The organism is Paenibacillus brasilensis, from assembly GCF_009363115.1.
GTDB lineage: Bacteria > Bacillota > Bacilli > Paenibacillales > Paenibacillaceae > Paenibacillus > Paenibacillus brasilensis.
This window is the reverse complement of sequence record NZ_CP045298.1, coordinates 4,701,723-4,726,476: the sequence shown is the minus strand read 5'-3', so window position 1 is coordinate 4,726,476 and position 24,754 is coordinate 4,701,723. Positions and strand designations below refer to the sequence as shown.

Here is a 24,754-nt window from a genome sequence, read left to right as displayed (position 1 = left end):
GATCGGAACAAAAAAGAAAAAGAGACAGCCTCAGCCGCCTCTTTTGATCTTTATACCTTTTTTAGTCCTACAATGCTGCCTGTAAATCCTCAATCAAATCCTCTATATCTTCAATCCCCACTGAGATCCGCACCAAACCTTCAGTAATACCCAGCTCTGCACGGCGTTCTACCGGGATGGAGGCATGTGTCATACGTGCTGGAACGCTAATCAGACTTTCAACCGCCCCCAAGCTCTCAGCCAGCGTAAAATATTTCACCTTTTTCAGGAGTGCAACCGCATTGGCATCGCTGCCTACATCAAAGGAAATAATGCCGCCAAAGCCATCTGCCTGTGTTTTGGACAGCTCATGCTGCGCGTGGCTTTCCAGTCCAGGGTAGTATACTTTGCTAACCTTCGGATGCTCTTCCAAAAAGGCTGCAATTGCCTTCGCATTTTGCTCGATCGCTTCCATACGCAGACCCAAAGTTTTGATACCACGGATCAATAACCATGAATCCTGCGGGCCGAGAATACCGCCAATGGCGTTTTGCACAAAATGAAGCTGCTCTCCCAGCTCGTCGCTGTTTACTACAGCCAGCCCGGCTACAACATCGCTGTGTCCACCCAAATATTTGGTAGCAGAGTGAACGACGATATCCGCTCCGAGTGTAATAGGTGTCTGCCAATAAGGAGTGGCAAATGTATTGTCAACAATCAACAACAGATTATTTTTTTTCACCAGCTCCGAAACTGCACGAATGTCTGTAACCTTCAACAGCGGATTCGTTGGCGTTTCCACATACAGTGCCTTCGTATTCGGACGGATTGCTTTGGAGATGGCCTCCAGGTCAGTCGTATCCACGAATGTGGACTCGATCCCGATCCGACTGAGCACCTTGCTTACGATACGATAGGTGCCCCCGTATACATCATCCGTCAGCAGAATATGATCTCCTGCATTGAACAGTGAAAATACCGCATGGATCGCTGCCATCCCGGAGCCAAATGCAAAACCACGTTTGCCTTCCTCCAGCTCCTTGATCAGCTCTTCCAGTGCAAACCGGGTCGGATTGCCTGTACGCGAATATTCGTAGCCCTTGTGAACACCAATCTCCTCTTGCTCATAAGTGCTTACCTGATAAATAGGAACGTTAACCGCACCTGTATGGGGATCGGTAGGAAGACCACCGTGAATCAGTTTTGTTTTGCGTTTCATTTTATATCCCGCCTTCATATATTTTTTTGCTCAGATAACGTTCGCTGCTATCCGGGAAAATGGTTACAATATGTGCGCCGTCCGGTGCACTCTCTGCTTCCAGTAAAGCAGCATGCAAAGCAGACCCTGAAGAACTGCCAACGAGAATTCCTTCACGTGCGGCCAGTTCCTTGACACGGTTAAATGCATCAACATCGCTAATCGTATGAATGGCATTAAAATACCCTTTATCCACAAACTCAGGGATCAATTCCATGCCAATTCCTTCTGTTTTATGCGGACCTGACTCGCCGCCATTCAAAATGGACCCTTCCGGCTCCACGATTACCGTTTTAATGGCTGCGTTTTGCTCCTTAAGATAACGCGAGGTTCCCATAAATGTTCCCCCCGAGCCTGCTCCTGCCACAAATACGTCGACTTTTCCATCCAGATCGTTCCAAATTTCAGGGCCCATTGTCGTATAATATGCCTCTGGATTATCCGGATTGCTGAATTGACGTGGCAAGTAAGCATCTTTAATTTCAGCAGCCAATTCTTTTGTTTTCTCGATGGCTCCCTTCATTCCCTCACTTGTCGGGGTATGAACGATGCGTGCTCCCAATGCCTTCATCAGGTCCTGTTTCTCTTGGCTGAACTTCTCAGGTACAGCAAAAATAACCGAGATATTGTAATGAAGCGCCGCCATCGCAAGGCCAATACCTGCATTACCTGCTGTTGCTTCAATTAAAGTCCCGCCTGGCTTCAACTGACCTGTCTTTAATGCTTTTTCAATGAGAGCCTTACCCACCCGGTCCTTCACACTACCGCCGGGATTCATAAACTCCAGCTTGGCGAACAAACGAATTCCTCTCGGTAGAGAATAGCTGTTCAGCTCCACGAGTGGCGTGCGTCCAATAAGTTCAAGAGTATTGTGATATACATTCATAATTTCAAGCTCCTTTTAATGGCGAATCCAAAATAAATCAATGGTCAAAAATAACACCCATTGTCGGAGAAGTTCGCTATCATCTCCGTAAAAACATAGTAATACGGTAAGTATTGATGCAATAAGATTTTATGTGTAATTCAAGCATTTGTCAAATAATATCCCCTTGTCTGGTCATGAAAAAAAGGAGCCTGATCAAGCCAGGACTCCTTTATACATCATGAATCGTTATAGGTTAGCTATATCAGCTAAATGTTCCATTCTATTACTTTGTAGTCCCGTCCTCTACATGCTCTTTACAAAAGCTCTCAACGGCCTGCAACTCATCTTCTTCAAGTTCAAGATCAATGTAACGATTCGTTGCTTTTTCAATCAGCTCATACTTCAACAATTTGGATTTTCCCTCGTCTACTAAATAAAGGGCGCGAATATGCAGTCCGTTTTCGGTGTAGAGCTCGTCGTCCTCTTCAACTTCAACCTCAATGATAAATTCATACCGCTGCCCGCTCAAAATACCAAAAGCGTCTTTAATCTGCTCCACCGTGTACGATGTAAAATTTAACATGTCTTTATTCCCTCCGGATTTCCTTCAACTACTGTGCATTTTACGCCCGCAGGCAGTAGCTGTTCAACTTGAGTACGTACTTCTTGACGATTTAAATCCTCACCCATAATTGAGATCCAGCCCCGATCATTGCGCGAGCGAACTAAACGTCCTATGCCTTGTCTAAGTCTAAGCGCCATATGAGGCATATCTATCTGCATAAATGGATCCGCCGCATCCTTGCGCAAAGACGTGAACACTGGATCATTTGGAGGAAAAGGCAGCGACCAGATGATGACATGCGACAGAGACGGTCCAGGGATATCCAGTCCTTCCCATAAAGTAACAGCGCACAAGACACTTTCCTCATCATTCTGAAAAGCCGAGATCAGATGGCTGATTTCAGCCGAACCTTCGTACAGAAAACGATAAGCAGATGCCTCCGGATAAGCAGTGAGGCCCGTTTGAAATATAACCAGTTCCTCCTGTGAAGGAAACAGGATAAGTGCTCTGCCTTGCGATTTCTCCAGTAGCGCCAGCACCCTTTCGACAGGATTATGCCCCGGTTGTGACGGATACAGCGCCGCCTGCATCTGATCAGCATACTCATAAGGTGAAGCCACGGAAAATGTCAGCGGATTTTCAATTCCGAGGCTCTGCGCCATGTAGTCAAAGGAGTTCTCCACGGAAAGGGTAGCTGACGAGAATACGATAGGCATATGCTGGGCAAATACCCGCTCCTTGAGAATCTCTTTTACCATTTTGGGCATAACCACGAGCGTTAATCCATCCTGATCCTCAATCACCCACGAAATCAAACGTTCAGGGCGTTTGAACAAAGCCAGGGCCGTCTGGATCATTTCAAGATGCTCTTCCACGATCTTGAGCTGGTACTCATCCAACGAGAATAGTCCGCTTTCAAAGACAAGCTCCTCTTCAATGGTACCGATCAAGTCGCTGAAACGGTTCACCTCTCGAATCAGTGACTCATCCAGACTAAATTCCTTGCGATCCGAGCCATGTACAGCTTGGCTGTTCTTTTGAAGCACAGCAAACAAAGCCTCACTTTGGGATATCGCATCTTCAATCGTCATTGCCAGGGATTCCCGTATTTCTCCCTCGAGCAGACGGGTAATAATCGCTTCGAATTGTGTATGCTTCAGTTTGTAGGTGAGCGCATTCTGTGCTGCTGTCTCCAGCAAATGACCTTCGTCAAAGACAACAGAGCTGTGCTCCGGTAGCAACGGGAGCTGTCCCTCACGTTTTCTCGCCTCATAGGTCCATACATGCTCCATATAAAAATCATGTGAGCAGATCACTAAATCTACCGCCTTGCGGTAATGATCACGGGACAACGTCTGCCCGCAGCGATGACGCTGATGACAAACGAGACAGTCTTGAAAAACATCCCATCCCAGTCTGCTCCATTGTCTGTCTGTTAGCTCAGGATATTCTTTGCGGTTCCCGTAAGGGATGAAGGACTGCAACGTGTCTGGAAAATGGACAAAATCCGGCAAGTCCTGATAAATATCACGAAAGACATCCGCATCCTCGTCCAGCCCGCTTCGAGCCTCGTCCAGCTTGTTTAGGCAGATATACTGATCCGGCGACTTGCCCAGTCTGGCATCAATCGTCAGATTCAAATGCCGTGCCAGCTTGGCGATATCCCCTTCCGGCTTCACCAATTGTTCGATCAGTGACTCGTCCGCACAGGCGATAATCGCAGGTTTTCTCATGTACCGTGCATATGCAATCGCGTACAGCAGGTATACCAGCGTTTTGCCCGTGCCCACACCTGCTTCCGCAAAAATGGTCTTTTTCTCCTTATAGGCACGCTCCAGCTGAAATGCCATATAAATTTGTTCATCCCGAACCTCAAAACCGACTTCAGGCAAAACTTCATAAAATACATCCGCAATCCAGTCACTTGCCTGCTCAATAAACGGCTTGGACGGATCAAAGGCAAAAGGGTAAGTAGTCAATCGGGCTGTGCCTCCAATTCGTTCATAATGTGCATCCTTTCATTATAACCCAAAACGACCTAAAAGGAATATGTAAACTGTAAGAACAGGCTGCATTTTTTTATGTCGAAATAAGAATCTCTTTAAAATAAAGGACGAATCAATGGTCTTTACATCCCAATCACTAAAAAGAAATGAGATCCGGATTCAGCATCGTCACTTTTTCCAAACAGCAGTTCAACAAGATTATGCATTTTTAGAATGCGTCGAGAATTATCGCACCATCATTTGGGTGATAAATGTCTTCATTGCAGCACTGAGATAGGAGGTTTTGCGATAAACCAGACCAATCTTCCGTGTGGGAGCAGGATCTTTGAGGCAGATTTTGCTGATAGCAGGCTGGTTAACTGTTTGGAGGTAAGATCGTGGCAGTATGGCTGCACCAACACCTGACATCGCGACCTGCAGCAATGATTCCAAAGTGGAGAGTTCCAGGATCGGCTTGGCTTGGAAGCCTGCATTCTCGCAATACCTGTCGAAGAACTGGCGTACGAGAAACTTGGGCTGAAGCATGGCGATAGGATGTGCTTGAAGCTCGACGAGTGGGACGACATCCGCCGCGGCGAGTGGGTGTCCTGCCGTGACGGCAAGTTGCAGCTCGTCCTCGAACAGCTCAATGCTCTCTTGCTGCTTGTGCTCTAGCGGTAGATAGACAATACCGAGATCGACCCGATTGGTGAGCAGCCCCTCCTTGACTTCCTCGGTCGCCAATTCTTGAACAGACAGCTCAATCTCCGGATACCGCCGATAAAACGCAGTGATGGCAGGCAAAAGTAGATGATTGCCCGCACAGCCAATCCGCAGGCGGCCTCGCTTCATGCCTCTAAGCTCTTCGATGGCTACCCGAGCTTGGTCCAACTCGTGAAAGGCGTTTAACGCATGGCTTCGCAAAATATATCCCGCCTCGGACAAATAAATCTTCTTACCAATGCGGGTAAACAACGGCATACCTAGCTGGTGCTCTAGCAATTGGATCTGATGGCTGAGCGTCGGCTGGCTGATCAACAACCGTTCGGCCGCTCGCGTAAAATGAAGCTCTTCGCAGACCATTAAGAAATAAGTCAATAATCGATGTTCCATTAGTTGCCACCGTCCAATCATAGATATTATCTATGATCATAATCAAATAATCGACATTGATCAATTATTCGATTTTTTCTATAGTGGAAGTAGACTATACAAATGGAGGTAATAGCATGCTTGAAACAGTGCTCACGATCACTTCAATGCAGACGCCCGAAGAAGCTCGGGCATTCAAAACAATTAATGAGGAATGGATCGATCGCCTCTTCGCCATCGAAGAAGCGGACCGTGCCATCCTCGATGACCCGGTGGTGAACATCTTGAACCGAGGAGGAGACGTACTCATCGCGCGCGCTGGCGAGTCAATCGTTGGATGCGTTGCACTCGTTCCGACCGGAGCTGGCGTGTTCGAGCTTTCGAAAATGGGCGTTACACCCGAGTCGCGAGGGCGCGGATACGGACGGAGAATCATCCATGCCGCCATTAACCGCGCACGCGTGCTTGGCGCAACTTCTCTCTTTTTGGGCAGTAGCACCAGGCTACCAAACGCTGTTCATCTTTACGAATCGGTTGGGTTCAAGCACGTTCCTATTGAGCAACTCGGGCCCATGCCCTATGTAAGAGCGGATGTGTTTATGGAGTTGGAACTAAAATGAATAGGGAGACAAAATTTTCGAAGATCCAGCTTTAACGGGAGACGATGGCACAACAAAAGCAGCGGCAGTCTAGACTTTATTTTTTCAAGTCCTGGTCCACCGCTGTTTCATTTTCAGGGCTAGCCTAATACTTTATTTCCGAAGAAACTTGGTGAGGTCCCAGACACGATTTGGGATTGGATGACGCTTAGGCTTGCACCCACTAGATGTACACCCAAGGTAAGCAAATCCCCCGGCTCAATACCCACATACATGATTCTCTGAGGATTTACCGAAATCAGAGCTTTACGTTTTGAGCGTCAGTGTATTCTCGGGTAGTCAGTGTTGTGGAGACAGCTTCCTTATGGGCCACGCTATTCGCAGCCTGCTCTGACGCATTGGAAGTATTCACAACTAAGGTGTTGGCACAAAGATCGTAGACTCCCTGTTTTTTCGCAGTAAAAGCGACCACAATGTAAATGATATAAATAGTCACAAAAGAAATAGCTTCAATCCAGTTACGCCCGGAGGCGTGCCAGAATCCAAGCCGCTTTCCTTCGCTGTTCATTTCAATTAGAGAAAATACAAGCTTCCCTAGTGTTGCTTTTATTTTGCCCAACTTTACGCACTATATTGTTTTGCTTTCAACACTAAACAAACCTTCTTCTCCGCGCAGCTTTGCCAATGCCTCAACAAAGAAATAATCGCCGTAGATAATGGGAACGTTGATGTATTTTTGCTCAGGATAATGTACCGTTCCGTTCATCAGCAATCCCTCGCGGTCCTCGCCCCACGCCGTGCATGTGTGATGCAAGCCCATAAGAATGGACTCTGCCGCTTGGGTAAAATGCTCTGCACGCGTCGAATATTTTGCCAGTTCCAGCAAACCGCTTGCCGCAATGGCCGCAGCAGATGAATCCCATGCTTCGCGATGTTCCTCTCCGGCTCTAAAATCCCACACAGGCAGACAAGCATCTCCCAGTTGGGACAGGAAAAAGTCTGCTGTGTTCTCAGCTACCTTTAAATAGCGCGAATCGCGCGTGTATCCGTACGAAAGCGTAAAACCGTACAGAGCCCATGCCGTGCCACGTGCCCAGGCAGAACCGGGAGCGAACCCCTGCCCGCCATGCTCGGTGACCCTTTTTCCAATCTCCGGATCAAATTCGACCACATGTGCGATGGAGCCATCCGCACGGACAAATTCACGGGCCACGGTATCCGCATGCTGCACAGCCAGGGCAGCAAAGCGAGGATCTCCGCTTTCCTCCGAGGCCCAATAGAGCAAGGGAAGATTCATCATGCTGTCTATAATCGCAACACCCCGTGTATCCATGTCCTTCGATTGGAAATTCCACGCGCGAATAAAGCGACCGTTCACGTTAAAACGAGCGGCCAGCAGATTGGCAGCCAGCAGCCCCCGTCTTCTGGACTCTGCATCTCCGGTCAAGCAATAGGCGGCTACACCGCTCAGCATCCAAATAAAGCCAAGATCATGGTCTACTGCTTCACTGTTAAAGAGCACTTTTTCCAAACGACTCTCGCACCGCTGCGCAATCCCGGCGGCTCCGCTGTCAGGGCGAGCCCGGTTTACAAGCCATAGCAGTCCCGGATAAAAGCCTGCTGTCCACCACGCTTCCTCACGCTTGTCATAGCGTCCGCCCTCCGCAACATGGGGAAAAGCGTCCCCCAGCCTTGCCGCCAAGGCAAGCGTTTTGTCCAAAGCCAGCTCCCACGATTGCTCCAGCCACGCTTCTGTTTTTGTCATTTACTTTACCTCTCCCCTTTTCCACCAGTTAAAAAATGTCTATCGCTTCAGCCCTAATTATTCAGGCAGGCGTACGATAAAGGAAATACGACTTCCTGTGCATTCCAGGCGCGCCCCCTTGAGTAAGCCATTCCGGCAGGCTACGGAAGTTAATTCCTCTGGCCAGACCACGTTCGTTCCTTCCGTTGTCGGGATGACTTCAAGGCTTGCGCCTGCGTATTCCACCCGAATGCTTTCCGTTTCTTCTCCCGCTAACATAACATGATGAATTACGCTGCGCTCCCGGCCGTCATACGCCATTAAGGGAATAAGTGCCCCCACATGCTGAATATTGCCTTGAAGCTCATATCTCACCTCAATTTTTCCACGCACCTGACGATAATGTGTCCGGATTTCCCTTACCCCGGGGAACGGGCCTCTCCATAGCAGTGTAAAATCCGTTGCTCCATCAGTTGCTGAGCTTTGCTCCACCTGTACGGACCCGCCACCATCCTGCGGATCAATCCCTCCATCCCGGTCGAATTCCAGCGTTCCGGGGATGCCTTCTGACAGACTGTGCCATTTCCCGTCCTCCGTTTGCCAGGCCGGAGTATAGCTTAGCGGGAAAATGTCCCCTTCCGTAAAGCCTGTAAAGCCGCGGTCTGCATGGCCCGCTGAGGACGGACCGATCAGTGGCGGTAGTGAAGACTGTTGAATACGCACGATACCAGGAATATTGTACGGGTCGTTGACCGACGTCTGCACAAGCATTTGCTGCCCGTCTACGGCTGCAATAACTGTCTGGAACCAGCCGTCCGTTTCCAGCACCCGGCTACCAATCTCAGCTGGGATCAAGGTTGGAGAAATATCATCCAACTCTTCACTATGCAGAAGGGTATACGCCAGTGCAGCAGCTGTCCACAGACTGTAGCAGGTGTGGTTCGAGTACACCTCGAAGCCATGTCGTGCCTCAGACGGATAATGATTACGGACAATATGCAGCTTGCCGTCATCGACCTGCCAGCGGCTAATCGCCTGCCAGCACAGGTCCGCTGCTCGCCGGAACGCACCCGCAAGCCCGTGCTCGCCTGCTGCATTAGCCTGCTGTGCATGGGTCGTAAAGACAAAGGCCGCAGCCGCTTCGTTCCACTGATGCTGCGCGCTTCGACCACGCGGCGGAATTTCCCCGTGCGGGGATAACGCCAGCAGTGAGCTGAGCGCCCCTCTGCGAAGATGATCACGAAGCTCCAGAGCGCAGCCGCCATCATATCCGTTCTCCAGCATCACGCCCAAATGAAAGCGAGTGACGATATCGTAGGCGAACGGGCTATTGGGTCGGTCCAGCGGACCGTCCTGGTACAGTCCCAAGCCGGTAAAGCGAGGCAAATGGTAGCTGCGGATATACGTCTCCATCCACTCGGTATCGGCTGCAAGCCCTTCGGCAGCACGCAAAAACTCGCCGGAAATCATAATCGCATTCCAGTTGATCATCCGGTTCGGATTTTTCATTTTGCTCATCGTAAAAATGTAAGTCTGCTCCGGCTCAATTCTGCTCAGCTGCTGCTTCCAGGCTGTGGCTTGTTCTGGCAGCAAATTTTTCAGAAGCCGGTACGTCCCATCATCATGATGGGAAAAAAGTCCGGGTGCTGATCCGGCGCTTTTTCCTCCACTACACAAGCGATGCTATGCGTCAAAGCTGCAGCAGCAGATTCGAGTAAATCATGCCGACCTTCTTTAACCAGCACCGCCGCAGCCAGCGCATAGGCTGGGGTAGAGTAATACCGTTCACTTTCAGAATGGGGGTCAATGATAGCTCCGGTTTCATCCTGATGCGGGGTATATGCACGAACCAGCTTTTCCAGCATGGCAAGCTTACGTTGGCGTGTCCATTCGTCCTCCACTCGATTCAGTGTGGTTTCCAGTTGCTCTATAAATCTCTCCAGCTCTGTCTGCCAAGGATACACGCTACCTGTATGCAGTTTATTCATCCTGTCTGCCTCCCATTAACATGAAGATTGATAGATGATAAAAAACAGATTGCAATCTACGCTTGCAGAACCGTTCCAGCGATCTGAAGACCATTTCAGCGATGTTTTATAAAATACAAAGGATACTCCGTCATGATCCACATGCTTCACAGCCTCTATCCTTGGACGAAGCATATTGGCATCATAATCCAGCCTGACCGCAGCCTTCGTGCCCTGCCATTCCACGAAGCCCGCTCCTGTCATGGGCTGAAAACGGCTGATCAAAAGCTCCTCCACATCCCATGGCTTCATACTCACGCCGGACGATTCAAACTCAAAATGATCGGTGATGGTAAGCCTTGCTCCCTCGTTTCCCTCCAGCACAGTCCATGCAAAGGAGCGGGTGAAAACCGTTAATTCTTCTGCCGGATACGCAGATGTCAAATCAAGCTTTAACCTTGTACCCGTCCGGGCCTCCTTCTGTTCATCCACAGCAATATCGAGTACAACCGCCTTTGCTCTTGCACCCGATTGCTGCATGGTCCCATTGACTACGGGCACGGAATGACCGCCCGAGGATATATTGACGATCGACTCTCGTCCCGGTGAAAAATAGGCTTTCGTATACAAGCCCGCTCCCAGATCACACAGCAGATTTTCGCCATCGCCATGAAGAATAAAATGTCCAAGATCGTTATGGTTGTGAGGTCCATTGTTATGCCCACCCTTGGCTGAAAATGCAAGCATTGCGCCTGATCCAGCCTTTGTCCTTGCAGCTCTGCCATGGCTAGAACTATGGCTAGAGCTACGGCTACGGCACATCATCCATCCTAGCTGTGGCAAATAATCGACGGCTGCCTCACCGCTTCCAAAGGCCAAAGGATTTGTCCATACCAGGTTGCGCAATACGTGAGCCCAGCGACGACAAGGGTCCTCCAGCAGACCAGATACATGAAAAGGGAGGGCCGATCGTCGCCCTTGCAAATCATTCAAATAAGAGACAAGACCAGAGGGCAGGCGTTCGGTTTCACTGCTGTCCGAATAATTGGCAAAAATGCCATCCGACAGATGCACCCGTTCCGCAAAGGCGGCGATTTCCCCAATCTTCTCCGAGGTTAGAATATTTACGGCTTCCCCGCTAAACGCACGCAGCATATCGGCAAAATAAATGAAATAACCAAAGCCGTACACCCAGTAGCCAACGCCCTCAGGGCACCCCCCATCTTCCCCGTAGCCTTCCAGGAAGTAATCCAGCGTCCCGAGCATTTTCTCGATTGCTACCGCTTTGCCCTGACTGTCTTCCGCCAGCAGCAATGCAGCGATTCCGCACCCGGAAGCGCATACGGCCGCCCAGTTATGCTCTGCTGTCTCCCATTCGAAATGGCGAGGCTGCCAAAAAACAGGCTCGAGCACCCGGCGCTCGACCTCTTCACGTACCCCTGCAACCACATGTCCGTTCAGTTCCTCGCCAAGCAGCAATAGAATTTCAGCCAGCATCTGCGCTGTTTCGGACGCGAATAAATCCACCTGCTGCCAAGGTGGTGTCACCGTGTCCTCTTCCCTGACATGTGCAGGAAGCGCCCATGTGTACTCCTGACATATTTCCAGCAGGCCGTTTTCCACCTCTTTCAACCGCCATGGCTCCGAATCGGCAACAGCTGCCAGCACCAAGGCAGCCAGTCGTCCACGCCGTTCAAAGTACACATCCTCATACGGCTTGCGTTCTCCCATATGTGCAAATTGTTGAAACAGGGGTAATGAGGGCTCAGGCCAAGGTGTTTCCCGGCTATTCTTACAGACACGTTCGATGTCCATCCAAAGCTCGGCGTATACCGGTTCAGCGACAGTTGCACGCAGCCTTTTTGTCCATTCACTCCTTAACCGTTGCCTTGCTGTGTCCTGCACCCCGTCAGACAGCACCATAACGAGCCGCGAAGCAGGCCAAGCCTCCTTCAGAAGACTCATTCGTATTTCCTCCCCATAAGAAGCATTCGTTTCAAATCAGTTGGTCTTGCTCTTTGTCAGATAATCTTGCTTGTATGCGTTTTGATAGCGTTTGCACATATACAGGCAAAACATTCTCCAACAACTTCTCACTTACATCCGTCATCTGTACGAGAATCCGTCTGCGGTTAGAACTATCTACCCTGCGACTCACGAGACAATTACTTTCTAACGTATTCAGCAAACCACTTATATTGGCTCTAGTTAAGGATAAAGCATCGCTAAGCTCAGAGGGCTGAGCAGTCTTTCCAAGACGCTTGAGCGATATAAGCAGGTACAACTTTCCAAGAGTTAAATTAAAGAACTGCAGCTGCTCCTCAACTTCTTTAACTATTAAATGGTTTGTTTTATACATTGTGGAGAACAATCTCATGGATCGTTCCGGACTTACAAATTGATCGCTCTCTTGCAATATCATTCACTTCCCCTACCCGTTTTTCTCATATCGTTTGTCTTCGAGCAGTTTCCGCAGATTTCCGGTTCGTTTGATGCCGAAGCGATTAAATCCTTCCTGCCCTGGTCAGACTCGCCTCCCGCCGACTGTCAGATGAAGAAAAATAAACTACAGCATAACCGAGGTAGCGGGGGCCATTTGACGCTCACGATTAGAATAAAAGTCAGTCAAGGTGTCGAAGTGTGGCTTCACCTTGACTGACTCTTTAGTTCGGGATTTCATTTTATCTCTGATCTCTTTGCATATTCCTTTAACGGAACCGTATTCTCCGATGTTTTGTTGTCAAATATTTCATGTAATTAATCAGAAAAAACCAACTTCCCCAAGCTAACAACATGAGTGGCATTCCCACTAGCAAGGAGACGGGGAAACTAAGCAGTCTAGGAACTTCCATGCCAAACCAAGACATATTCGCCCAATTTGCGCCAAAAGTACGTGCTAAACCTCCGAAAACTGCTAGCAGAGAACCAACTGCAAATCCAATGCTTAACGTAGTGAAAATAGGAATGACAAACATGCTTATGAAGCTTGCAGAAAAATAGAATCCTATCTTCCCCAATATTGCCAACGGGTTTGATGAATTCCGTTTCAGGTACCCCCCCCAAATAAAAGATCTAGCTAAATCGGAGGGTTTTCCTAAATTTTTGAAAATAACCTGTTCTTCGTACCCTTTACGTAAACCTTCCTCAATATGGCTTCGGATTTCGTTAACAGAGTCCTCTCGTTCATCTCTTGGTAGTTTATGCAGATAATCATTTAGCTCTCTTAAATATTTTTCTGCTGTAGAACTAAGTTTCTTATCCATTTTTTTCCTCCCTATAATTACCGCTTTTAATATCATTGATGGCTGATACGATTGATTCCCACTCATTTGTCATTTCATTCATTAATTTTACTCCATACGGGGTAATCCTATAGTACTTTCTAGGCGGACCTGAATTAGACTGCTGCCAATAAGACTCAATATAATTTTCTTTTTGCAATCTTCTTAAGAGTGGATATATCGTTCCGTCTGTAATAGTGAGAGATCCCCATTGTTGAAAAATATGCAAGATGTCGTATCCATACCTTGTTTTTTGTTCAATTAAGTGAAGAATACATAGCTCGAGAATTCCTCTCCTTATCTGAGAAGTCCACTCCATCACTCCGTGTTCACCTCTTTTCGACAATGTAAACCTGCTGCTTTTTGACAGTCGTTTGCATCCGGGAAATCGTTGGTTCAAACAGACATTACCTAAGCATAGGGCAACGCGAAGCTCAGTATTTAATTGGATTGGATGATAAAATAAACCTTTTTTAACATCTTATCATACACTATTGTGTTATGCAAGGTACCTTCTTCTGCATAATACTTATTCAAGCTTCTGCCCGATGTTTTATCTTATGCCGTTTCGATAAGCTTGCTTTCCCCAAATATGCCCCACGCTTGGTTGCCGACAAACGTGGGGGGAATGTCAGTTAACCGCTAAACAACATGATTAGAACTAATTAGCTTGAACATTGCGCTGTTCTGTCGCCTGCTTACTCACATTGTCCACATCGTGATTAGGCACTTCCTGATCGACATAGCGTACTTTAGAAAAGATAAAAAATAAGGTGCAGCATACGAAACTCAAGCTTCCCGCTCCGAACAGCAACTGACTTGGATTCAAGAAGTCACTTAATACGCTAACGATGTACAGCCCCACCGGATAAGTAAGCTGAGCCAGTAGCGAAATCAGCGACAATACTCGGCCTTGCAACTCCGGGAGGGTTTTACTAAGATAGATAGCTTGAGCAGTTGCATTGCAAAGAGGCCCGGCAAGACCAGTGAGGAATAACGACACAGCGGCAATCCAGATGTTGCTCACCGACACGCAAGCTTCAAAAACAATTGCTAGCAGCAAAGCGACGACAACATTCCAAATTCGTTCTTTAAAACCTCCCCAACTGGCAATCAACAAACCGCCTGAAATGGAACCTAAAAAAAGTACGGCTTGCATAGTCCCGCTAATCTGCGCATCAAGCAGATTACCAGATGATCTCCCTACTATCTCAAACATTCGTAATAGAACAGACGCATCCGGATTATATTTCCATACAGTTGACGACATGGGAATCAGGAGTACAACGAGAAAAGACCCAAACAAGTTGAAAACCGTGCTGGATGCAATTAATGAAACAAGTGTCGGTTTTTGCCAAAGAAACTGCGCACCCGTTTTGATCTCTTTATATACGTTTAGTTTTATTCCACTTCTAGGCGGGCTAGGAATAGCGACTACCAGGGCACCAACAGCTGAAATTAAGAAGGTAGCGGCATTAATCAGCAACAAGGTTGCACTTCCGTGAAGGCCCATCAATATCGCACCGATTAAGGGACCACAGATGAAGGCTGTAGCATTTAAAGATTGAGTCAAACCATTGACTCTGGCCATTTTCTCCTTGTCAACCATCATGCCCAGCGTAGCGTTAAGTGTTGGATTGCGGAACGTGGTGCAGCAGGAGTGGAAGAAAGCCGTTACGTAAATATGCCAAAGCTGGAGTTGATCCGAAGCCATCAGTGCCGTCAGCAGCAGCAGGATCAATACCAAAATCATGTTGGTGACGACAAAAACTGCTTTTCGGTTCCACCGATCGATTAGAACACCTGCAAGGGGGGAAAGAACAATCATTGGCAAAAAAAGGACGATTTACGGCTAGTAACGTAATCGTCCACATGTAGCTTCTTTTATCCTACACGCCCAGTTTCATTCTCAATAGGAAGAGTAGAAACGCTTCATGAAAGCCTCAAAAATCTCCATTCTATTACCATTACTTTTATTGCAAACGAAAAACGCACCCACGTTATCTTCCGGCAGCAACCACAGTAATGCTTGAAAGCCATGAAGGTCTCCGCTCTTGCTCCTAATACCTTTATTTACGTAGTCAGGATGCATATTCATTTCAAAGCCAAAACCACTGCGTGGGAATGCGGAATTTGATACAGGATTACCTGTAGACATCTGATTGATGGAATCTGGATGCAGGATTCTAGTATTGCCGAGTATCCCTTTTTGCAAGATAGCCATCATAAATGCAGCAATATCACTGCCCGTTGAGATCATGTTGCCTGCCGCATAATCAACATGGTGCAACTCATGAAACGGGACAGACGCATTACTCATATCGTAGCCGGTAGCAAGGATGAGACTTGAGTTAAGAGCCGTATGGAAACTGCTGTTATTCATACCAAGGGGCAGCAATATCTTCTCTTTCGCATATTGATGAAAAGCGACACCCGTTTGTTTCTCTATGATATGTCCTAGCAGTGCATAGGAGAAATTATCGTATTTGTAATGCTCTCCTGGCGTATGCACAGCTACCAACCCGCTCTGTTGTATCATTTCCTTCAAAGAAGCAGTTGGATCATACCTTCTCTGGCTGATTCCCGCTGTGAAATCAAGCCCTGACGTGTAGCTCATCAGATGTCCTACAGTCAATGGAACCTGATGTTTTCGAGGAATATCAATATCATCGGTATATGCCCGAATATCTTCATGCAAGTTGATCTTTCCTTGCTCAATTAGCTGCATAATCGCGGTGGAAGTAAATAACTTTGTTATAGAACCGACTCTCATGGGCGTTTTCTCAGCATCCATCTTTCGCTTATGCTCTACATCAGCATAGCCGTACGACTTGTTGAGAAGAACCTGATTACCTCTAACTACAACAAAGGTGCAACCTGGAACGTCTGCCAGATATTCATCGTTAAAAATTTGATCTGCAAATTCCGTGACTTCCCTTGCGTCCACAGGCCCCCTGAGCTCAGACGCATAAACCGTTACCTGCTCTCTGGACAAGCAATGCTCAATGATTGCATGCAAGCTCGTCCGAAGCTGTTCCGCCAAGCCCTCGATCGTTTCTCTGCGATACTGCTTCTGACAGTAGCTGATGTCGAGCAACAATTGTCCGTTAGAGATTAAGCCGTTAATATCAAGCACATGAGGCTTCGGATGACTAGGGCTTACCGCTACACCGCCGGAATACGGGGATAGCTGCAGTGAATTATTATGTAAGTCTTCATCAAATTGCCCCAGATAGTTAAAACCAATTTCCGGCTTTATGTTCCACATGTGCTGAGAAGATGCCGTTAGATATCGAATCATTCCGTATCCAATTCCTTTATTCGGAACGTTACGCAGCGCTTCTCTGGTCGCTCCAATCCATGTCGATACATCTTCTCCAGCTTTTATCGGGATAACAACCGGATATTGACTAGTAAACCATCCCACTGTACGTGATATATCGATATCTGGTATCACTTGTTCGCGTCCATGCCCCTCTAAATTTACCAAAACGTTTTCGACCCCTGTCCAGGAATGAATGGCCATCCCCAATGCAGTGAGTAAAAGATCGTTTATTTCTGTCTGATATGTGCGATTGATTTGCTTTAATAATTGATCCGTTTCATCTTTCGTAAACAGGAGCGTGATGTTCTCGTTATCTTCCATAAGCAGGTCGTCTTCGGCATAATCATTGGGCAGCGCCTTCGTCTTACCCTGTTCGATTTCTCTCCAGTACTCGTACTCTTGCTCCATTCCTCCCGCTTCCACGTACTGCTTCATTTTTTCTGCCCATAACTGAAAGGAATCTGTTTTCGGAGCGAACTGAATGTCAAGTCCATTTATTGCTTGTTCATAACCTGTACGGATATCTTCAAACAGGATTCGCCATGATACCATGTCTACAACCAAATGGTGAATGGCTACTAGTAGATGATCGCCATCCGCACATTGGAACAAACCAAGCTTTATCAATGGACCGACCTGCAAATCCATACTGCTTTGAATCTGGCTTGCTTTTCTCTCTATCTCGATCGCAAGATTCTTCTCATCACGCAATGGAATAACTTCCATACTAACGGATTTACTGTCTTTGACTCCAAGATTAACTGCTTCGTATCCGTCTTTTCCCAGACAGAAAACCATACGGAGCGCATCATGATGCTCAACAATTTTCTGCATGACGCCAAGAAGCAAAGTCTCATCAAAACCTTGAGGCTGATAGAACATAAATGATTGATTGAAATGGTGCGGCTCCGTCATCTTTTGCTCGAATAACCAGCGCTGAATCGGTGTTAATGGTACTTTTCCTGTTACTTCTCCTTGCTCAGACGTTCTGGTGATTGGCTCGATGTACGGGCTTAATTGAGCTATCGTTGGATATTTAAACAAATGCTTCATTTTCATTTGGTAACCCGTCTGAAGCAGTCTTGACGATACCTGAATGGATTTGATCGAATCTCCTCCCAGATCAAAAAAATTATCCAGGATACCAACATCAGCAACACCCAAAATAACCTGCCAAATGGAGATTAATACCTCCTCTATTTCATTTCTAGGAAAGGCGTACTCTGTTCCCCTGTCGACATGGCTTTTCGGATCAGGCAACGCTTTGTGATCAACCTTTCCATTTGGAGTCAGCGGCATCTTCTCTATGAATACAAAGAAAGATGGGATCATGTAGGGCGGGAGTTCTTGCGCCAGTACTTCTTTTAATTGTGCTGCTGGGACAGATTGAACTGCTACCAAATAGGCACATAATTGCTTCGATCCATCCCCTCCCTCGATCGGAACTACCACCGCCTCTTGAATGGATTCCATCCTTACAAGGGCTGCTTCCACTTCTCCAAGCTCAATCCGGTAACCCCTGATTTTGACCTGATTGTCGATTCGTCCCACATATTCAATACTTCCATCAGGCAACCATCGCGCCAGATCCCCCGTCTTGTACATACGCTCTTCTGGAACCAGAGGGTTCTTCACAAACTTCTGCACTGTCAAATCCGGGCGATTCAGATATCCGCGCGCCAATCCTACTCCTGCTATGCATAATTCGCCAGCCACACCAACGGGCAGTAATGTATACGATTTATCCATGATATAAGCCCGATGATTATGGATAGGACGACCAATAGGAATGATTTTTTCATTCGTTGCGCTAGTTGTGTATTCCCACGTAGTCGAGCAAATAGAATCTTCCGTAGGACCGTATGCGTTAAAGTATACGACTGAATCCTTCCATTTATTGACCAACTCGTCTGAAGAAGCAGAGCCTGCTGTGACTAATCTCTGTAAGGAAGGAACTTGATTAGGGTCCAAATAGATCACATAAGACGGAGGCAGCGTCGCTGTCGTAATGCCATGCTTGCTGATGAACTGCTCGAATAAACGGTAGTCTAGAATTTCCGCCTGGGTCGGGATATACAGGGTTGCACCTAAGAATAAAGAACTAACGATTTCCCAAATCGAAGCGTCAAAAGATATACTTGCAAACTGAACTATTCTATCGTTTTGGCTCAACTGCAAAGTTTCAAGGAAATACCTTTTTAAATTGCATATGCCGCGATGCTCAAGCATTACTCCCTTCGGCTTGCCTGTTGTACCAGAGGTGTAAATCACATATGCCAAGTGATTTGGATCAACGACTTTACCACAATCGGTTCCTTCTGCAACATAGGAACCACTATCATTAAGATCCAGTATCTGACCAGAAAAAGAAGCAGGCTTTTGTAAGTGATTCTGCTGCAACAGTAATTTTGCACCAGAATCCTCCAGCATATAGCGGATACGCTCTTCCGGGTATTCCGGATCAATAGGTAGATAGACCCCACCAGCCTTTAACACAGCAAGTAATCCGATAATCGTCTCAAATGAACGTTCCGTCATAACGCCGACGATCTGCTCTGACTGCAGCTCTTCGTTTATTAATTTGCGAGCTAATTGATTGGCTTTCTGGTTTAACTCTTTATACGTGAGCTGCTTGCCTTCACATACAAGCGCTATTTGCTCCGGCAGCCGTTCAACCTGTTCTTCAAACAACTGGTGAATGGTCTTCTCACTCGGATATTCCGCTCTCGTATTGTTGAATCGCTTGAGAATGACGGATTTCTCTTCTTCAGTGACTACCTCTATCTCTTTTATAGCTACCTGAGGATTTTGCACAACTTGCTTGAGGATACGGACCAGGTGACCACTGATTCTCTCCACACTTTCGCGATCGTAAGCATTGGCATTGTAACCAAAATGAACTTCCATCTGCTCACCAGGCAAAACAATCAAATTAAAATCGTAATTGATATGCTCCGCTACCTCTACATGTTCAATTCGTAAAAGGTTTTCATCCGAATCCCCGATGCTTTCCAGTTGTTCACCTGCCGGATAGTTTTCAAATACCATGATGTGTGAGAGCAGATCTTGCTTTTGCTCCGTTTGTTTTTGTATCTCATATAACGGATACGTTTCGTACTGATGAGAGGCCAAAGCCAGATCCTGAGTCTTTTGGAGCAACTCTGCAAATGTTGTATGTTCTTCCGATTGAACGCGTACGAGAATGGTGTTAATAAATAGCCCAATCATGCTTTCTATGCCTGGTATCCCCTCTGGCCTTCCCGATACAACACTGCCAAACAACACATCATGGCTGTTGTTGTATTTCTGCAGTAGAATTCCCCAAACCGTCTGTATCAGAGTATTGGCGGTTACTTGATTCGAGCCCGCCACCTGCTTGATCTGTTGCGTCAGTTTTTCTCCAAACTGACAAATTACCTTTTTCGAAACATACCCTTCGTCTGAATAGAGAGACTTTTCAAGCGGCAATACGGTCTGTTCCTCGTAACCTTTCAGATATTCACTCCAGTACCTTGAAGCTTCAGCCTGATCCCGTTCAACCAACCATTCAATGTAGTGGCTATAGGGCGTTGGAATGTCCTGTTCCAATGGTTTTTGTTGCTGAATGGCGTAATAATGATCAAAGAGTTCTCTGATAACCAGCGGCATGCACCAGCCATCCATGACGATATGATGAAAACTCCAAATAAAACGATAGGTTTGGTCATCCGTTCGCAAGATAAGCATTCGCATTAATGAATCTCGGGAAAGATCAAATCCCCTGAAGCTATTCTCTTTCAAATAACCTTCATAGAATTCCTCAACTTGCTGTTCAGTAGCATCGCGCAAATTCTTGTAAGTAAATTCTATTTTCTTATCCCGGTATACAATCTGTAAGGGTGAATGATTCCAAAGGTTATTGAAATTCGTTCGAAATGCAGCATGTCTTTGTACCAAAGCCTCTACACTTTTTTCAAATGCTGCTACATCCAAATTCCCCCTTACATGAAACGTCACCAGCTCGAAATACGCACTGGAATTCGGTTCTAATAAACTGTGAAACAGCATTCCTTTTTGCATAGGGGATAAAGGATATATATTCTCTATGGCACCTAGGTGCTGTGTTTGCTCTAACAGATTATCCAGTTCGGCTATTGTCATTCCCTTTACGGAAAGATCACTCGGTGTCAGCTCAGGCTGCTCTTTTGTTACACAATGCGCAATAATTTCCTGCATACTTGCTTTCATGAGCTCTGACAAGACTTCCATTGTTTCTCTTTTATATTGTTTTCCATTATAGCTTATGGACAGCAACAGTTTTCCGTTTGATATCATACCATTCAGATCTAATGCATATAGTCTTCGGTGTGCTTGACTTATGGAATCGCCAACCGAATAAGGCGACATTTGTATATCGTTGTTTTGCAAATCTTGGTCGAATTGTCCTAAATAGTTGAAGCTGATCTCTGGTTGACCCTTGAAGACTTCTTCTTTTGGCAGCTCCGATAAGTACCTGAGAATGCCATAACCTGTACCCTTGTTCGGGATTTGGCGCAGTCCTTCCTTGGTTCTCTTGATATGCTTGGAGATGTCCTGATCAGCTTCGATTTGGAGGACAACTGGATACTGGCTGGTAAACCACCCTACCGTCCGTGTAATGTCCCGTTCAGGAAGTAATTGTTCCCTGCCGTGTCCTTCCAGATTGACAACTATTTGTTCCATGCCCGTCCATTTGTGTACCGCCATTCCTAGTGCCGTTAACAACAGATCGTTGATTTCCGTGTGATACGCGCGATGTGTTTGTTTTACCAGTTGTTCCGTTTCTTGCGCGGTCCATTCTATCGTGATGGTTTCGCTGTCCTTGACGAGTCCGTAGTCCTGGTCGTAATCCTTTGGCAGCGGACCTGTTTCAACCTCTTCGATTTGCTTCCAATAGGCAAGTTCTTGTTTCAATTCCTCACTGTTTGCATATTGGGACAATTGTTCGGCCCATAATTTAAAGGAGTCTGTTTTTTGAGGCAGTTGAATTTCTTTGCCCGCTAACGCCTGGTCATAGCCCGAACTGATATCTTCGAGTAAAATTCGCCAAGAAACCCCGTCTACAACCATATGATGAATAGCGATTAACAGGTGATCTCCATCTGCACAAGTAAATAACCCCAGCTTCATTAGTGGTCCTTCACTTACATCAATACTTCCTTGAATCTGGCTTGATTTATTTGAAATGACTTTGGCTGGGTCCGCAACCGAGTGTACATCGATCACTTCAAGACTGTACAGCTCTCGCTCTTCATTTGGATACGCCCAAGCTTCAACGCTATGCTCTGTTTTACGATAGACTGTGCGGAATACGTCGTGATGCGCAGTGAGCTTCTTCAAAACCTTTCGAAGAGCAGGCTCATCAAAACCTTCCCTGCGATATAACATTAACGCTTGATTAAAGTGGTGAGCATCCTTATCTGTGTTTTCCAAGAACCAACGCTGGATTGGTGTTAGCATTAGCTGTCCAGTTACATCTCCTTGTTCTGCTACTCTATTGATCCGCTCCACATAAGGACTTAATTCGGCAATGGTTGAATGCTTGAATAAATGCTTCATTTCCACACGATAACCAGCTTGGAACAATCTCGAAGAAACTTGAATCGATTTTATTGAGTCACCCCCAAGATCGAAGAAATTATCAAAAACACCTACTCTCGTTACACCTAATACCGTTTGCCACACCGCCACTATGATTTCTTCAACCGTGTTTCGAGGCGCTGCGTACGCCGTTCCCGGTTGATAGTTTTTTTCTGGGGACGGCAGTGATTTAAGATCGACCTTCCCATTCGATGTTAAAGGCATGCGACTAAGCTGCACAAAGTGTGAAGGAACCATGTAAGAAGGGAGCTCTTGTCGCAATCTTTCTCTCATGTGCTCAATCGATATTGGATGAACCCCTACATAGTAGGCGCATAATTGCTTTAATTCATCTTCGCCTTCCCGTGCGACAACTACTGCCTCTTGGACGGACTCTATTTTCAGTACCGCTGTTTTCACCTCATCCAACTCGATTCTATACCCACGAATTTTAACTTGGTGATCACAGCGTCCTACATATTCCAGGTTTCCGTCCGGCAACAGTCGAGCCAAATCTCCCGATTTATACATCTTTTTGCCCTGTTCAAACGGGTTATCAACAAACCTCTCGGCAGTTAAGCCAGGTCTGTTCAAGTAGCCTCTGGCCAAACCATCGCCCGAAATATATAGTTCTCCTTGTACTCCCACAGGTTGAAGTCGCAGGAATTTATCAAGTATATATGCCTTTAATGTTGGAATTGGCTTTCCAATATTACTTTTCCCATCAGCAATCTCAACTTCTGAAATTTGCTTGTACGTGACGTGAACCGTTGTTTCCGTTATTCCATACATATTAATAAGCTGTGTGGATGGGTATTTTTCCTTCCATTCTTTCAATAACAATGGACTAAGTGCCTCTCCACCGAAAATAATACTTCTTATCTCTGAATTTTTACTGGATTCCTTCATCTCTTCCTGAATCAGTTGGTAGAAATAAGTTGGGGTCTGATTTAATATAGTAACCTTTTGGGCTTTTAATAATTCCAGGAACTGTTTCGGATTTCTTGCCGTCATCTGAGGAACGACAACTAGTTTTCCGCCATAAAGCAGTGCACCGTACATTTCCCATACGGAGAAATCAAAACAAAAGGAATGAAACATCGTCCATATATCAGAAGCGTTAAAATCAAACAAACTTTTACTGTTAAATAACAGGCGAACGACATTTTTATGCTCGATTAAAGTACCTTTTGGCTTTCCGGTTGTCCCGGAGGTATAAATCACGTAGGCAAGATCATACGGCTCCGTCATAACACCTAGGTTAGAATCCCCTGCTTGATAAGTTTTTTCATCATCAAGTATGATGGTACTGCCAGTAAACGTGACACTCTCTTGCAGGTGATGCTGAATTAATAAAATAGCTGTGCCAGAATCATCGAGCATATATTGGATACGTTCTGTCGGATAGTCTGGATCAATTGGCACATACGCACCGCCGGCTTTTAGAATCGCCAGCATTCCAATAACCATCTCGATTGAGCGTTCCGTTATGATCGCAACCAGTTGATCTCTCTCTACGCCCATAGCTACCAATGTTCGTGCCAATTGATTGGCGCGCCCATTGAGTTCACGATAAGTCAGGTGCTTGTCTTCAAACACAACTGCTACATGTTCAGGCGTCCGCTCCACTTGTTCTTCAAAGAGAGTATTAATGCTTGTCCAGGGATATTCGGCTACTGAATTATTGAATTCAACAAGCAACTGATTGATTTCTGGCTCCGACAGTACTTCCAGTTGTTGGAATTCTACTTCTGTTTGATACAAAATTACAGAAAGTATGTTTGTAAGATGTTCTACTCCTTGCGACATGTACACGCTATCGTAAAGATTTTCGTCATAGATCAATTTCAAGTGAATCAGATTGTCTTCTATATAGAATTGAAATATAACCTCTGAATGTACGTCCTGACTATAATCGGTAGAATGAATTTCATTCAGTGAGACCATTGTATTTATGATGGGGAGATGGTTGGCATCTAATTCTACGTTGAGATAACTAACCATTTTATGGAAGGGAATGTTCTGATATTTCATTGCCTCACTCAAAGATAACTTCACTTGATTGAACAAGGAGATAAACGTACTTGTATCGTCCACGTTATTTTTCAAGAGAATTACATTATTTAAATGAGAGTGATCAGCTTTTTCTTTACTTGGAGGAACTCCAATAATGACATTGTTCTCGCCAGTATATCTATGAAGCAAGCAGTTAACGCCCGTCAACAAAAGTAAATAGATAGCCATATTCGACTTGTTGGCGACTTGCATGATCCTTTGTGATAAAGCAGACGGAAATGTACAAGAAATGTAAGGTTTCCTGTTATGCGAATGGTCCGATCTATCCTTTTTCTTGGCTCTAAAATAAGGTAGCGAACTAATATTGTCATCAATATCAAATGTACGGTTTAAATATACTTCCTGCGGCTGATATATGGACATAACTCTCTCCTCATATGATTTGACTTTTGTAGTACGGAGTGCACATCAGCGTTT

Annotated in this window: 14 protein-coding genes and 1 pseudogene; 1 reads left to right on the top strand and 14 read right to left on the bottom strand. The window is 46.2% G+C overall.

Annotation, left to right across the window (positions count from 1 at the left end; translation table 11 throughout):
* Window positions 1–67: 67 nt before the first annotated feature.
* The 5 genes from GCU48_RS22260 to GCU48_RS22240 all read right to left on the bottom strand — a co-directional run bounded on the left by GCU48_RS22260 (window position 68) and on the right by GCU48_RS22240 (window position 5,738).
* Window positions 68–1,198 carry a bifunctional cystathionine gamma-lyase/homocysteine desulfhydrase gene (locus GCU48_RS22260; RefSeq protein WP_152381487.1) on the bottom strand — a complete coding sequence of 377 codons (1,131 nt, stop codon included), beginning with the start codon at window positions 1,196–1,198 and terminating at the stop codon, window positions 68–70.
* A gap of 1 nt (window position 1,199) precedes the next feature.
* Entirely contained in the window at window positions 1,200–2,123 is a 924-nt protein-coding gene (locus GCU48_RS22255; RefSeq protein ID WP_152381486.1) for a PLP-dependent cysteine synthase family protein, read from the bottom strand.
* Window positions 2,124–2,388: 265 nt separating this feature from the next.
* The gene (locus GCU48_RS22250) at window positions 2,389–2,688 is read right to left on the bottom strand and encodes a DUF6509 family protein (RefSeq protein WP_025717304.1); all 300 of its coding nucleotides are present in this window, start codon (window positions 2,686–2,688) and stop codon (window positions 2,389–2,391) included.
* Window positions 2,682–4,649 carry an ATP-dependent DNA helicase gene (locus tag GCU48_RS22245; protein ID WP_152381485.1) on the bottom strand — a complete coding sequence of 656 codons (1,968 nt, stop codon included), beginning with the start codon at window positions 4,647–4,649 and terminating at the stop codon, window positions 2,682–2,684. The genes GCU48_RS22250 and GCU48_RS22245 overlap by 7 nt, the downstream gene beginning before the upstream one ends.
* Window positions 4,650–4,901: 252 nt before the next feature.
* Window positions 4,902–5,738 (bottom strand): LysR family transcriptional regulator, encoded by an 837-nt coding sequence (locus tag GCU48_RS22240; RefSeq protein ID WP_244316335.1) that lies wholly within the window; start codon window positions 5,736–5,738, stop codon window positions 4,902–4,904.
* A 146-nt stretch (window positions 5,739–5,884) separates the two neighbouring features.
* On the opposite strand from GCU48_RS22240, the gene GCU48_RS22235 reads away from it, so the two are divergent.
* Window positions 5,885–6,367, top strand: coding sequence for a GNAT family N-acetyltransferase (locus GCU48_RS22235; protein ID WP_152381483.1), 483 nt, complete (start codon window positions 5,885–5,887; stop codon window positions 6,365–6,367).
* Between the two features lie 277 nt (window positions 6,368–6,644).
* Here GCU48_RS22235 and GCU48_RS22230 read toward each other — a convergent pair whose 3' ends face one another.
* The 9 genes and pseudogenes from GCU48_RS22230 to GCU48_RS22190 all read right to left on the bottom strand — a co-directional run bounded on the left by GCU48_RS22230 (window position 6,645) and on the right by GCU48_RS22190 (window position 24,700).
* Window positions 6,645–6,965: an RDD family protein gene (locus GCU48_RS22230; protein ID WP_244315845.1), complete on the bottom strand. Its 321-nt coding sequence runs from the start codon at window positions 6,963–6,965 to the stop codon at window positions 6,645–6,647.
* A 9-nt stretch (window positions 6,966–6,974) separates the two neighbouring features.
* On the bottom strand, window positions 6,975–8,111 hold the full coding sequence (locus GCU48_RS22225; RefSeq protein ID WP_152381482.1) for a glycoside hydrolase family 88 protein: 1,137 nt from the start codon (window positions 8,109–8,111) through the stop codon (window positions 6,975–6,977).
* Between the two features lie 57 nt (window positions 8,112–8,168).
* Window positions 8,169–10,078, bottom strand: a pseudogene (locus GCU48_RS22220) (glycosyl hydrolase).
* A gap of 15 nt (window positions 10,079–10,093) precedes the next feature.
* Window positions 10,094–12,022, bottom strand: coding sequence for a heparinase II/III domain-containing protein (locus tag GCU48_RS22215; protein ID WP_152381481.1), 1,929 nt, complete (start codon window positions 12,020–12,022; stop codon window positions 10,094–10,096).
* 31 nt (window positions 12,023–12,053) lie between these two features.
* Window positions 12,054–12,479 (bottom strand): MarR family winged helix-turn-helix transcriptional regulator, encoded by a 426-nt coding sequence (locus GCU48_RS22210; RefSeq protein ID WP_152381480.1) that lies wholly within the window; start codon window positions 12,477–12,479, stop codon window positions 12,054–12,056.
* A 286-nt stretch (window positions 12,480–12,765) separates the two neighbouring features.
* Window positions 12,766–13,320 carry a DUF1700 domain-containing protein gene (locus tag GCU48_RS22205; protein WP_025715754.1) on the bottom strand — a complete coding sequence of 185 codons (555 nt, stop codon included), beginning with the start codon at window positions 13,318–13,320 and terminating at the stop codon, window positions 12,766–12,768.
* Window positions 13,313–13,657, bottom strand: a complete 345-nt coding sequence (locus tag GCU48_RS22200; RefSeq protein WP_049825018.1) for a PadR family transcriptional regulator — start codon at window positions 13,655–13,657, stop codon at window positions 13,313–13,315. Before GCU48_RS22200 ends, GCU48_RS22205 begins: the two co-directional genes overlap by 8 nt.
* A gap of 342 nt (window positions 13,658–13,999) precedes the next feature.
* Window positions 14,000–15,166: an MFS transporter gene (locus tag GCU48_RS22195; protein WP_167518746.1), complete on the bottom strand. Its 1,167-nt coding sequence runs from the start codon at window positions 15,164–15,166 to the stop codon at window positions 14,000–14,002.
* 81 nt (window positions 15,167–15,247) lie between these two features.
* Complete coding sequence (locus tag GCU48_RS22190; RefSeq protein WP_152381478.1) at window positions 15,248–24,700, bottom strand: non-ribosomal peptide synthetase; 9,453 nt, start codon at window positions 24,698–24,700, stop codon at window positions 15,248–15,250.
* Window positions 24,701–24,754: the final 54 nt, after the last annotated feature.

Coding starts and splice junctions, on each gene's coding strand:
- GCU48_RS22260 (WP_152381487.1), bottom strand. CDS start 1,198: ATGAAACGCAAAACAAAACTGATTCACGGTGGTCTTCCTACCGATCCC.
- GCU48_RS22255 (WP_152381486.1), bottom strand. CDS start 2,123: ATGAATGTATATCACAATACTCTTGAACTTATTGGACGCACGCCACTC.
- GCU48_RS22250 (WP_025717304.1), bottom strand. CDS start 2,688: ATGTTAAATTTTACATCGTACACGGTGGAGCAGATTAAAGACGCTTTT.
- GCU48_RS22240 (WP_244316335.1), bottom strand. CDS start 5,738: ATGGTCTGCGAAGAGCTTCATTTTACGCGAGCGGCCGAACGGTTGTTG.
- GCU48_RS22235 (WP_152381483.1), top strand. CDS start 5,885: ATGCTTGAAACAGTGCTCACGATCACTTCAATGCAGACGCCCGAAGAA.
- GCU48_RS22225 (WP_152381482.1), bottom strand. CDS start 8,111: ATGACAAAAACAGAAGCGTGGCTGGAGCAATCGTGGGAGCTGGCTTTG.
- GCU48_RS22215 (WP_152381481.1), bottom strand. CDS start 12,022: ATGAGTCTTCTGAAGGAGGCTTGGCCTGCTTCGCGGCTCGTTATGGTG.
- GCU48_RS22210 (WP_152381480.1), bottom strand. CDS start 12,479: ATGATATTGCAAGAGAGCGATCAATTTGTAAGTCCGGAACGATCCATG.
- GCU48_RS22205 (WP_025715754.1), bottom strand. CDS start 13,320: ATGGATAAGAAACTTAGTTCTACAGCAGAAAAATATTTAAGAGAGCTA.
- GCU48_RS22200 (WP_049825018.1), bottom strand. CDS start 13,657: ATGGAGTGGACTTCTCAGATAAGGAGAGGAATTCTCGAGCTATGTATT.
- GCU48_RS22195 (WP_167518746.1), bottom strand. CDS start 15,166: ATGATTGTTCTTTCCCCCCTTGCAGGTGTTCTAATCGATCGGTGGAAC.
- GCU48_RS22190 (WP_152381478.1), bottom strand. CDS start 24,700: ATGTCCATATATCAGCCGCAGGAAGTATATTTAAACCGTACATTTGAT.